Origin of the sequence: Pseudomonas extremorientalis, assembly GCF_024584605.1 — a bacterium.
In the GTDB taxonomy this organism is placed as follows: Bacteria; Pseudomonadota; Gammaproteobacteria; order Pseudomonadales; family Pseudomonadaceae; genus Aquipseudomonas; species Aquipseudomonas extremorientalis.
In genome coordinates this window covers 1,261,879-1,274,164 of sequence record NZ_CP089519.1, presented here as the reverse complement: position 1 = coordinate 1,274,164, position 12,286 = coordinate 1,261,879, and the positions used below count along the sequence as shown (strand labels likewise).

Below are 12,286 nucleotides of genomic sequence, written 5' to 3'. Positions count from 1 at the left end.
GGCGCTGTGATCACAGCGCCGCCTGTATTACTTGATCAGCCCGATCCGCGAGAAGTTCGGCAGGTGGCTGAGTTTGGGTTCCGGCCAGCTCATCCAGACCGCAAAGGCCTTGCCGACGATATTCTGGTCGGGAACCATGCCCAGCAGGTCCTTGGGAATGTTGGGGTCATCCCAGTACCGGCTGTCATTGGAGTTGTCGCGGTTGTCGCCCATCATGAAGTAGTGCCCGGCCGGAACCTTCCACTGCCCATCAGGCTGGGCACGGTAGCGGCTCATTTCCTTGCGGATTTCGTGCTCCACCGCACCGAGCTTTTCCTGGTACAGCTCGGCGCTGCCCAGGCTGTTCGGCTCGGAACCCAGCAGCTTTTCAGCCACCGACTCACCATTGATGAACAGGCGCTTGTCACTGGTGTAGCGAATCACGTCGCCCGGCAAACCAACCACACGCTTGATGTAGTTGACATTCGGGTCGCTCGGGTAGCGGAACACCATTACATCGCCGCGCTGCGGGTCACCGACTTCGATGACCTTCTTGTCGATCACCGGCAGGCGAATGCCGTAGGAAAACTTGTTCACCAAGATGAAGTCGCCCACGTCCAGGGTAGGCTTCATCGACCCCGACGGGATCTGAAACGGCTCCACCAGGAAAGAACGCAGCACCAGCACGATGAACAACACCGGGAAGAACGACTTGCCGTATTCAACCAGCAAAGGCTCTTTGTTCAGCTTCTCGATCACCACGCCATCGGGCTGGCTGACGCTGCCCTGATAGGCCGCGATAGCCGCCCGCCGACGCGGGGCGAAGAACACCAGATCGAGCAACGCCAGGAGACCGCAAACGGCAACGGCGATGACCAGCAACAGCGGGAAATTTAGCGACATAGGACCTAACTATCCAACCTGAGCACCGCAAGGAAGGCTTCTTGTGGAACTTCCACGTTACCTACTTGCTTCATGCGTTTTTTACCGGCCTTTTGCTTCTCAAGCAGCTTGCGCTTACGGCTTACGTCACCGCCGTAGCATTTGGCCAGTACGTTCTTTCTGAGTGCCTTGACGGAGGTCCGCGCAATGATCTGCCCGCCAATGGCGGCCTGGATCGCGACGTCGAACATCTGGCGCGGAATCAGTTCTTTCATCTTCTCGGTCAACTGGCGACCTTTATAGTGCGCGTTGTCCTTGTGCACGATCAGTGCCAGGGCATCGACCTTGTCGCCGTTGATCAGCACATCCAGTTTCACCAGATTAGCCGATTGGTAACGGTCGAAATGGTAATCCAGCGAAGCATAGCCGCGACTGGTGGATTTGAGACGGTCGAAGAAGTCCAGCACCACCTCGTTCATCGGCATGTCGTAGGTCACCTGGACCTGGGTGCCGAGGAACAGCATGTCGCGCTGTACGCCACGTTTCTCGATGCACAGGGTGATGACGTTGCCCAAGTGTTCCTGCGGCACCAGGATATTGGCGCGCACGATCGGCTCGCGCATGTCTTCGATCGCCGAGAGATCCGGGAGCTTGGACGGGTTGTCGACGTAAATCGTTTCACCGGTTTTCAGCAACAACTCAAAAATAACGGTCGGCGCAGTGGTGATCAGGTCCAGGTCGTATTCGCGCTCGAGGCGCTCCTGGATGATTTCCATGTGCAGCATGCCCAGGAACCCGCAACGGAAGCCGAAGCCCAGGGCGTCGGAGCTTTCCGGGGTGTACTGCAACGACGAGTCGTTGAGGGTCAGCTTCTGCAGGGCTTCGCGGAAGTCTTCGAAATCGTCGGAGCTGACCGGGAACAGGCCGGCGTAGACCTGCGGCTGGATGCGCTTGAAGCCTGGCAGCACGTCGACGTCCGGCGTGGAACTCAGGGTCAGGGTGTCACCTACCGGTGCGCCGTGAATATCCTTGATGCCGGCGATGATGAAGCCCACTTCACCGGCTTTCAGATCAACGGTCGCGGTGTGCTTGGGGTTGAATACACCGACGCTGTCCACCAGATGGATCTTGCCGGTGGACTTGACCAGGATCTTGTCGCCCTTCTTCACGCGGCCATGGCGCACGCGCACCAGGGAGACTACGCCCAGATAGTTGTCGAACCAGGAGTCGATGATCAACGCTTGCAGCGGATCTTCGTAGTTGCCGGTCGGCGCAGGGATGGTGTGCACCAGGCGCTCGAGCACTTCGTCGACACCCAGGCCGGTCTTGGCGCTGCAGGTGACGGCGTCGGTGGCGTCGATGCCGATGATCTTCTCGATCTCTTCCTTGACGCGCTCAGGCTCGGCCTGGGGCAGGTCGATCTTGTTCAGCACGGGCATGACTTCCAGGCCCTGCTCGATCGCGGTGTAGCAGTTGGCAACCGACTGCGCCTCCACGCCCTGGCCGGCGTCCACCACCAGCAGGGCACCTTCACAGGCCGCCAGGGAACGGCTGACTTCGTAGGTGAAGTCGACGTGGCCCGGGGTGTCAATGAAGTTCAGCTGGTAGGTGATACCGTCTTTGGCCTTGTAATACAGAGTAACGCTGTGGGCCTTGATGGTGATGCCGCGCTCGCGTTCGAGGTCCATGGAGTCCAGGACCTGGGCTTCCATTTCGCGCTCGGCAAGGCCACCGCACATTTGGATAAACCGGTCGGCCAGCGTCGACTTGCCATGGTCAATGTGGGCGATGATGGAGAAATTGCGGATATGACTCAAATCACTCACGGATCAACACTCAAAAAGGCTGCAGGCAGATTGCCCGCTGAAAAATAGCCGGGAATTGTACCTGATGCTCAGGCCAGACGTCATCTTTGGTGACCAGAACAAAAATGCCCCGATCTCTCGACCGGGGCATTTTTTGATCATAAGCGCGACATCAGCCGGCTCGACGCAACAGCCAGAACCCGGCCAGGGCGCAGATGCCAGTGGGCACCAGCACCGCAAACAGCGGCGAGAAGCCAAACACCAGGCTCGAAGGGCCAAGCAGGTCCTGGGCGATGCGGAAGGTGAAGCCCACCAGCACACCCGTGAATACACGCTGGCCCAGGGTCACCGAACGCAGCGGGCCGAAAATGAAGGAAATCGCCATCAACACCAGCGCGGCGGTCACCACCGGTTGCAACACCTTGACCCAGAATGCCAGCCAGTAGCGGCCGTTGTTCAGGCCCTGGTCCTTCAGATAGTGGATATAGCCCCACAACCCGGAGATGGGCAGGCTTTCCGGGATCATCACCACGGTATTCAGCAACTCCGGCTTGAGGGCGATATCCCATTCCTGGCTCGGTACGTTGATCACTTCGGTGCTGGCCTTGGTGCCTTGGCCAATATTGCGGAAGTAGGTGGTGGTTACATCGCTGAGTTGCCACTTTTCGCCACCGTACTGCGCACGTTTGGCGAAGCTGGACTCCAGCAGGTGACGCTCCTTGTCGAACGTGTAACGGGTCACACCAATCAACAGTCCGCCGGGCTGCACGGCGTTGATGTGGATGAACTCATCGCCCTGGCGGTGCCACAGGCCATGCTTGGAGCTTTGCGCATCGCCTGACCCCTGGGCCAGGGCGCGATTGGCCTGGGCAGTGGTTTCGGCTGGTGGCGCGACGTATTCGCCGATCAGCACGCTGCAGGCCATCAGCAGCAGCATGGGCTTCATCACCGCCCAGACGATACGACCAATGGACACGCCAGCAGCGCGCATGATGGTCAGTTCGCTATTGCTGGCCAGGCTGCCCAGGCCGATCAGGCAGCCGATCAGCGCGGCCATCGGCATCATGTCGTAGAGGCGACGCGGCGCGGTGAGGGCCACATAGCTCAGCACGTCCCACACGGTGTAGGTGTCGCTGACATTGCTCACTTCATCGATGAAGGCGAACAACGACGCCAGACCGAGGATGATGCCCAGTACCGCCAGGATGGCGATCAGTACGCTGCTACCAATGTAGCGATCGAGCTTAGCCACGAGCCAACTCCTTCTGGCCACGACGGCTCATCATTTTCAAACGGATCGGCTCCCAGTAGAGCAGCCCCAGGCCGATCAATAGAAACATCCCATGCACCCACCACAGGCCCAGGGTCGGCGACAACTTGCCCTTCTCCAGGGAGCCACGGGCGGAAATCAGGATGGTCAGGTAGGCCATGTACAACAGGATTGCCGGCAACAGCTTGAGGAAGCGGCCCTGGCGCGGGTTGACGCGAGACAGCGGCACGGCCATCAAGGTCACGATGAACACCAGCAGCGGCAGGGAGAGTCGCCATTGCAACTCGGCGATGGAACGCAGTTCCTTGCTGCCCCACAGATCAGGCGTCGGGATGGCATCACGGTCGGTGACTTCGTCGCTGATGTCCGGACGAGCCAGCATCACGCCATAGGTGTCGTACTTGATCGCGCGGTAATCGGCCATGCCCGGGCTGCCGTCATAGCGGTAGCCATTTTCCAGGATCAGGTAGCGGCTGCCATCAGGACGGACTTCCTGGCGCCCCGAATCGGCCACCAGCACGGAAATGCCACGGTCTTTCTTGTCCTGGCCCAGGCGTTTCTCGGAGATGAACACGCCGCCCAGGTTGGCGCGGTCGTCGGTCAGGGTTTCGGTGTAGGTCACCCGGGAACCGTCATTGAGCGCCTGGAAGCGACCGGGTTCGAGGGTGTCGAACTCGGTCATCGCGTCCTGCTTGTTCAGTACCAGCTGGAACTGCAGGGCACCCTGGGGCGCCAGGCTCAGGCTCAGCCAGGCCACGATCAGCGCGATGCCGGCGGCCGGGATCATGGTCATGCCCAACAGGCGCTGCTGGCTCATGCCGGTGGCCGAGAGTACGGTCATTTCGCTTTCGAGGTACAGGCGGCCATAGGCCAGCAGTATCCCGAGGAACAGGCCCAACGGCAGGATCAACTGCAGGAAGCCCGGCAGGCGAAAGCCCATGATCAGGAACAGCGAACCCGGGTCCAGGGCGCCGGAGGCAGCCTGGGCCAGGTATTTGACGAAACGACCACTCATGATGATGACCAGCAGCACCGCACTCACGGCACTCAGGGTCAACAGGACTTCGCGGGACAGATAACGGAAGACGATCAAACCAGACACTCCAGGGTTGTCAGGCTAAGGCGGCCAAACAAGCAAGCATACCGAGACAGCCCATTTACACAGGGCCGGCTAAAAAGATGGCGCATTATCCTGTGATTGACCGCGCCTGTCACGGAGCTTGCTCGTGCACACGCACAAAGCGTGCACCAAGGGTTGTCAGGCTCCGTCGGCGAGGTTCAAACTGCGGCCTTTGTCGCCGGCGGCTTACACGGCTGCCTGGTATTAAAGCCGGAGTACAGACTCTTGGCCAACCGACCTTTATAAGGGACCCGAAAATGGAACTGGTTGTAAAAAGCGTTAGCCCCGAAACGTTGAAAACCGCCACCCTCGTGGTCGCCATCGGCGAAGGCCGCAAGCTCGGCGTGGCCGCCAGGCAACTCGACGAACTCAGCGGCGGCGCCATCAGCGCGGTGCTCAAGCGCGGCGACCTGGCCGGCAAAGTCGGCCAGAGCCTGCTGCTGCAAAGCCTGCCCAACCTGAAAGCCGACCGCGTATTGCTGGTGGGCGTGGGCAAGGACGCCGAACTGGGTGACCGTCCGTTCCGCAAAATCATCAGCGGCATCTTCAGCACCCTCAAGGGCCTGGGCGGCAGCGACGCGACGCTGGCCCTCGACGAAGTCGTGGTCAAAGACCGTGACAGTTATGGCAAGACCCGCCTGCTGGCCGAGAGCCTGGTAGACGGCGCCTATATCTTCGACCAGTTCAAGAGCACCAAGACCGAACCCCGCGCCCTGAAGAAAATCACCCTGCTGACCATCAAGGCCGCCCAGGCTGAAGTCCAGCGCGCCGTGACCCACGCCACGGCCATCGCCAACGGCATGTCGTTCACCCGTGACCTGGGCAACCTGCCGCCGAACATCTGCCACCCGACTTTCCTCGGCGAACAGGCCAAGGCGCTGGGCAAAGAGTTCAAGGGCCTGAAAGTCGAAGTGTTCGACGAGAAGAAGATCAAGGAACTGGGCATGGGCTCGTTCTATGCCGTGGGCCAGGGCAGCGACCAGCCGCCACGCCTGATCGTGATGCAATACAACGGCGGCAAGAAGTCCGAGAAGCCTTACGCCCTGGTGGGTAAAGGCATCACCTTCGACACCGGCGGCATCAGCCTCAAGCCGGGCCTGGGCATGGACGAGATGAAGTACGACATGGGCGGCGCCGCCAGCGTGTTCGGCACCCTGCGTGCCGTGCTGGAACTCAAGCTGCCGATCAACCTGGTGTGCATCCTGGCCTGTGCCGAGAACATGCCGAGCGGTGGCGCGACCCGTCCGGGCGACATCGTCACCACCCTGAGCGGCCAGACCGTCGAAATCCTCAACACCGACGCCGAAGGCCGCCTGGTGCTGTGCGATGCCCTGACCTACGCCGAGCGCTTCAAGCCGCAGGCTGTGATCGACATCGCCACCCTGACCGGCGCGTGCATCGTCGCCCTCGGCTCCCACACCTCCGGCCTGCTGGGTAACAGCGACGAGTTGATCGAGCAATTGCTCAGCGCCGGTAAAGCCGCCGACGACCGCGCCTGGCAACTGCCGCTGTTCGATGAGTACCAGGAACAGCTGGACAGCCCGTTCGCCGACATCGCCAACATCGGTGGCCCGAAAGCCGGCACCATCACCGCGGCCTGCTTCCTGTCGCGTTTTGCCAAGAACTTCAACTGGGCGCACCTGGACATCGCCGGCACGGCCTGGACCAGCGGCGGCAAGGACAAGGGCGCCACTGGCCGTCCGGTGCCGCTGCTGACCCAGTACCTGCTGGATCGCGCCAAGGCCTGAAACTGAAGATTCCGGGGCGACGCGTATGTCGCCTCGGTCTCGGGAACCGCAATGACCCAAGTCGACTTCTACATACTGCCCAGCGCCGATCCGCTCGCGCGCCTGGACTTTGCCTGCAAACTCACCGAAAAAGCCTGGCGCATGGGCCACCGCATCTACCTGCATTGCAGCGATGCTGCCCAACGCGATGAGCTGGATGCCCGCCTGTGGCGCTTCAAGGGCGAAAGCTTCGTACCCCATGGCCCCGCCGAGTCTGAACCTGAAGGGCTGGTGGTGCTCGGTTTGGGCGACAGTTGTGGCGATCACCATGACCTGTTGGTCAACCTGGACCTGAAAGTGCCGCCGTTCGCCAAGGCGTTTGCCCGTGTGGCCGAGGTGGTGGTGGAAGATCCGGCTATTCGTCAGGCCGCGCGGGAGAGTTTCCGTTTCTACCGCGAACAGGGCTATCCTCTCCAGGATCACCGGCTACAACGACTTTGAGTAAATGATGGACACGCCAAACCCGCTGAAAAAAGATGACCACCTGCTGGACGACCTGGAGTCAATCCGTCAGTTACTGGGTGATGATGACTTGCAACCGCCGCTGTTGACCGAAACGGTCGAGGGCGAGGTACAGATTCCGCTGCTGTTCGACATGGTCGGCGGCAAACCTGTCGCGCCGGAGCCGGTTGTCGAAGCACCCGCCGTCGCACCTGCCCCCGCTGAAAAAGGGCCCGACGCCCTGCTACTGCACCTGGACAACGAACTGCGCGCCGCCGCACAACTGATCATGCAGGACGTGATCGACGACTTTGCCCCGCATATCGAAACCGAGATCAAGCGGCGACTGGATGCGCGGATGGAGCGGCTGCTCAGCCAGTACCAGTCCTGAGCCTTGCATAATCTCCCAGTGGAAGGGGCAAGCCCCCTCCCACATTTGATTCGCACAAGTCTTCAACTCGCCCTCAGCTCCCAGCCCCGTTATACTTGCCGGCTTTCCTGAATTAATGCCAACTAGGGTCCCGCCGCGCATGGATAAGACCTACCAGCCGCACGCCATCGAAACTTCCTGGTACAACACCTGGGAATCCGAGAATTATTTCGCCCCGCAAGGCGCGGGCGATTCCTACACCATCATGATTCCGCCACCGAACGTCACTGGCAGCCTGCACATGGGCCATGGCTTCAACAATGCGATCATGGATGCCTTGATCCGTTTCCGCCGCATGCAGGGCCGCAATACCCTGTGGCAACCGGGCACCGACCACGCCGGTATCGCCACCCAGATGCTGGTGGAACGCCAACTCGAAGCCACCGGCCAGAACCGTCATGACCTGGGCCGCGAGAAATTCCTGGAAAAAATCTGGGAATGGAAGGACCAGTCCGGCGGCAATATCAGCCGTCAGATCCGTCGCCTCGGTTCGTCCGTAGACTGGAGCCGCGAACGCTTCACCATGGACGATGGCCTGTCGGAAGCCGTGAAAGAAGCCTTCGTGCGCCTGCATGAAGACGGCTTGATCTACCGCGGCAAGCGCCTGGTCAACTGGGACACTAAGTTGCACACGGCGATTTCCGACCTCGAAGTGGAAAACCACGACGAGAAAGGTTTCCTGTGGAACCTCAAGTACCCGCTGGCCGATGGCGCCAAGACCGCCGAAGGCAACGACTACCTGATCGTCGCCACCACGCGTCCGGAAACCATGCTCGGCGACGCCGCCGTGGCGGTTAACCCGAATGATGAACGCTACCAGGCGCTGATCGGCAAGTTCGTCGAGCTGCCGCTGGTGGGCCGCCGTATCCCGATCATCGCGGACGACTATTGCGACCCTGAATTCGGCACCGGCTGTGTGAAAATCACCCCGGCCCACGATTTTAACGACTACGAAGTCGGCAAGCGCCACAACCTGCCGCTGCTGAACATCTTCGACAAGAACGCTGCCGTGTTGCCAGCCTGCCAGGTGTTCAACCTGGACGGCACGCTGAACGAAACTGTCGATGGCAAGATCCCGGCTGAATACGCCGGCCTCGACCGGTTCGAAGCACGCAAGCAGATCGTTGCCGCCTTCGACGCCGCTGGTTTGCTGGTGAGCGTTGACGACCACGGCCTGAAAGTGCCGAAGGGCGACCGCTCCGGCACCGTGATCGAGCCGTGGCTGACCGACCAATGGTACGTCTCCACCAAGCCGCTGGCCGAACCGGCCATTGCCGCCGTGGAAGATGGCCGCATCCAGTTCGTACCCAAGCAGTACGAAAACATGTATTTCTCGTGGATGCGCGACATCCAGGATTGGTGCATCAGCCGTCAACTGTGGTGGGGCCACCGCATTCCGGCCTGGTACGACGAGTCGGGCAAGGTCTATGTAGGCCGCGACGAAGCCGAAGTGCGTGCCAAGCACAACCTGGGTGCCGACGTTGCGCTGCAGCAGGACAACGACGTACTGGACACCTGGTTCAGCTCGGGCCTTTGGACCTTCTCCACCCTCGGCTGGCCGCAGCAGACCGAATTCCTGAAGAAATTCCACTCCACCGACGTACTGGTCACTGGCTTCGACATCATTTTCTTCTGGGTTGCCCGGATGATCATGCTGACCATGCACCTGGTGAAAAACGAGGACGGCACGCCGCAGGTACCCTTCAAGACCGTGTACGTGCACGGCCTGGTACGTGATGGCCAAGGCCAGAAGATGTCCAAGTCCAAGGGTAACGTGCTGGACCCGCTGGACATCATCGACGGCATCGACCTGGAAACCCTGGTGCAGAAACGCACCTCGGGCCTGATGCAGCCGAAACTGGCGAAGAAGATCGAGAAGCAGACCCGCGACGAATTCGCCGACGGCATCGCCAGCTACGGCACCGACGCCCTGCGCTTCACCTTCTGCTCGCTGGCATCCACCGGTCGCGACATCAAGTTCGACATGGGCCGCGTCGAAGGCTATCGCAACTTCTGCAACAAGATCTGGAACGCGGCGCGCTACGTGCTGGATAAAGACGAAGACTGCGGCCAGAACGGCGAAGCCGTCGAACTGAGCCTGGCCGATCGCTGGATCATCTCGCAGCTGCAACGCACCGAAGCCGAAGTGACCCGCCAGCTCGACCAGTTCCGTTTCGACCTGGCCGCACAGGCCCTGTATGAGTTCATCTGGAACCAGTATTGCGACTGGTACCTGGAACTGTCCAAGCCTGTGCTGTGGGACGAGAACGCCCCGATCGAACGCCAGCGCGGCACCCGTCGCACCCTGGTGCGCGTACTCGAAGTCGCGCTGCGCCTGGCGCACCCGTTCATGCCGTTCATCACCGAAGAAATCTGGCAGCGCCTGGCGCCACTGGCCGGTATCGAAGGCAAGACCATCATGCTGCAACCCTGGCCGGTAGCCAACGAAGCGCGCATCGATGAGGCGGCCGAAAGCGATATCGAATGGCTCAAGACCCTGATGATGGGCACGCGTAACATCCGTGCCGAAATGAACATCGGGCCGGGCAAACCATTGGCAGTGTTCGTGAAGAACGCCAGTGCCGAGGACCTGCGTCGTCTCGCCGAGAACGATGCGCTGCTCAAGAAGCTGGCAAAGCTGGAGTCGATCACCGTATTGGCGGCCGGCGAAGAAGCACCGCTGTCCGCGACCGCACTGGTTGGCGAGATGGAAGTGCTGGTGCCAATGGCCGGCCTGATCGACAAGGGTGCCGAACTGGCCCGCCTCGACAAGGAAATCGCACGCCTGCAAGGCGAAGTGCAGCGGGTGGGTGGCAAGCTGTCCAACGCGGCGTTCGTCGACAAGGCGCCGGCTGAAGTGATCGAGAAGGAACGCGCCAAGCTGGCCGAGGCCGAACAGGCCCTGGGCAAACTGGCGGAGCAACATGCGCGGATTTCCAGCCTGTAAAATGGAACCTGTGTAAAAAAGAGGCCTTCGGGCCTCTTTTTTGTGTGGAACTAGCCAATACCTGACTGGCAATACGGTCAATGTGGGAGGGGGCTTGCCCCATCGGGGGCAAGCCCCCTCCCACATTTGACCGGGACAGGCTCAGGATGTGTGACAATGCCCACCACTTTGAGCCAACACCAGAATCATCATGACCGCCCCCAGCACGCCAAAACCTCCGCGCAAGAAGCCTAAAACCGCAGCCACGGCCAAACCCGTCGTGCCGCGCAAAGAGGCCACCCTGCATCCGCGCAACCGCCACACAGGGCGTTACGACTTCCCGGCGCTGATCAAGACTACGCCGGAACTGGCGCAATTCGTGATCATCAACCCTTATGGGAAAGAGAGCATCGACTTTGCCAGCCCCGATGCGGTGCGGGTGTTCAACCGTGCACTGTTGAAGGCGTTCTACGGCATCCAGCATTGGGACATCCCGGCCGACTACCTTTGTCCACCAGTGCCGGGGCGTGCGGACTACGTACACTTCCTCGCCGACCTGCTGGCCAGCACCAATGACGGCAAGATCCCGCGCGGTTCGATCGTCAAGGTGCTGGACATCGGCATGGGCGCCAACTGCGTCTACCCGCTGATTGGCTACATGGAGTACCGCTGGAACTTCCTCGGCTCCGAGGTCGACCCTATCGCCGTGGCTGCGGCCAAGGCCATCGTGCAGTCCAACGACCTGAGCAAGGTCATCCAGCTGCGCCAACAAACCAACCCCAAGCAGATCCTGCTGGGCTTGCTGGAGCCAGGTGAGCGCTTTGACCTGACCATGTGCAACCCGCCGTTCCATGCCTCCATGGACGAAGCGACCAAGGGCAGCGAACGCAAATGGCGCGCCCTGGGCAAGGCCGATCCCAAGCGCAAGTTGCCGGTGCTGAACTTCGGTGGCCAATCGGCTGAACTGTGGTGCGAAGGCGGTGAAGCGCGCTTTGTGACGCAGCTCATCGCTGAAAGTGCGCATTTTGCCCACAAGGTGTTGTGGTTCAGTTGCCTGGTGTCAAAAGCGTCGAACTTGCCCGCGATCGAGACGGCGTTGAAAAAAGCCGGCGTGCTGGAAAGCCAGGTGGTGGAGATGTCCCAGGGACAGAAGCAGAGTCGCTTCGTGGCCTGGACCTTCCAGACCAAGAACGAGCAGCAGATCTGGCGCCAGCGCTGGGTGCGCTAGGCACAAATTGCAGGCAACAAAAAACCGTGCCCGGATCGCTCCGGAGCACGGTTTTTTTTGCTGCGTCTTACTTGTTAACAGCGTCGGTCAGGCCTTTGGCCACAACCAGCTTGATAACTTTCTTGGCAGCGATTTCGATGGCGGCGCCGGTCGAAGGGTTACGGCCAGTACGGGCAGGACGCTCGGTCACTTTCAGTTTGCCAACGCCTGGCAGAGTGATTTCGCCGCCGTTTTCCAGCTGGTCAGCAACAACTTGGCTCAGTTGGTCCAGCAGAGCGCGCACGGTAGTTTTCGGTGCGTCTACTGCTTCAGCCAGGTCAGCGATCAGTTGGTCTTTAGTAATAGCCATTGTGGTGTTCCTTCCCTATCAAATTCATATGGATTGCAGAGTGCAGTGTCAGCCGTCGAGCCCGACCGT

The 12,286-nt window shown here is 60.6% G+C and carries 10 protein-coding genes; 5 read left to right on the top strand and 5 right to left on the bottom strand.

From position 1 onward, the window contains the following. Nucleotides 1-27 precede the first annotated feature (27 nt). The 4 genes from lepB to lptF all read right to left on the bottom strand — a co-directional run bounded on the left by lepB (nt 28) and on the right by lptF (nt 5,029). Complete coding sequence (lepB, locus tag LUU92_RS05580; protein WP_071488638.1) at nt 28-882, bottom strand: signal peptidase I; 855 nt, start codon at nt 880-882, stop codon at nt 28-30. A gap of 5 nt (nt 883-887) precedes the next feature. After that, complete coding sequence (gene lepA / locus LUU92_RS05575) at nt 888-2,687, bottom strand: translation elongation factor 4 (RefSeq protein WP_003188853.1); 1,800 nt, start codon at nt 2,685-2,687, stop codon at nt 888-890. A gap of 151 nt (nt 2,688-2,838) precedes the next feature. Continuing rightward, nucleotides 2,839-3,918 carry an LPS export ABC transporter permease LptG gene (gene lptG / locus LUU92_RS05570; RefSeq protein ID WP_071488637.1) on the bottom strand — a complete coding sequence of 360 codons (1,080 nt, stop codon included), beginning with the start codon at nt 3,916-3,918 and terminating at the stop codon, nt 2,839-2,841. After that, on the bottom strand, nt 3,911-5,029 hold the full coding sequence (lptF, locus tag LUU92_RS05565; protein WP_071488636.1) for an LPS export ABC transporter permease LptF: 1,119 nt from the start codon (nt 5,027-5,029) through the stop codon (nt 3,911-3,913). The genes lptG and lptF overlap by 8 nt, the downstream gene beginning before the upstream one ends. A gap of 284 nt (nt 5,030-5,313) precedes the next feature. Between lptF and LUU92_RS05560 the strand changes: the two genes are divergently transcribed. The 5 genes from LUU92_RS05560 to rlmF all read left to right on the top strand — a co-directional run bounded on the left by LUU92_RS05560 (nt 5,314) and on the right by rlmF (nt 11,868). Further along, nucleotides 5,314-6,804, top strand: coding sequence for a leucyl aminopeptidase (locus LUU92_RS05560; RefSeq protein WP_257103273.1), 1,491 nt, complete (start codon nt 5,314-5,316; stop codon nt 6,802-6,804). Nucleotides 6,805-6,855: 51 nt separating this feature from the next. Next, on the top strand, nt 6,856-7,284 hold the full coding sequence (locus tag LUU92_RS05555) for a DNA polymerase III subunit chi (protein ID WP_012722396.1): 429 nt from the start codon (nt 6,856-6,858) through the stop codon (nt 7,282-7,284). 4 nt (nt 7,285-7,288) lie between these two features. Further along, nucleotides 7,289-7,675: a DNA polymerase III subunit chi gene (locus LUU92_RS05550; protein WP_083351543.1), complete on the top strand. Its 387-nt coding sequence runs from the start codon at nt 7,289-7,291 to the stop codon at nt 7,673-7,675. Nucleotides 7,676-7,814: 139 nt separating this feature from the next. After that, nucleotides 7,815-10,661 (top strand): valine--tRNA ligase, encoded by a 2,847-nt coding sequence (locus LUU92_RS05545; RefSeq protein WP_257103272.1) that lies wholly within the window; start codon nt 7,815-7,817, stop codon nt 10,659-10,661. 190 nt (nt 10,662-10,851) lie between these two features. Then, on the top strand, nt 10,852-11,868 hold the full coding sequence (gene rlmF, locus LUU92_RS05540) for a 23S rRNA (adenine(1618)-N(6))-methyltransferase RlmF (protein ID WP_071488632.1): 1,017 nt from the start codon (nt 10,852-10,854) through the stop codon (nt 11,866-11,868). 67 nt (nt 11,869-11,935) lie between these two features. Here the strand turns inward: rlmF and LUU92_RS05535 are convergent, their stop codons facing one another. Further along, nucleotides 11,936-12,217, bottom strand: a complete 282-nt coding sequence (locus tag LUU92_RS05535) for an HU family DNA-binding protein (protein ID WP_003188840.1) — start codon at nt 12,215-12,217, stop codon at nt 11,936-11,938. Nucleotides 12,218-12,286: the final 69 nt, after the last annotated feature.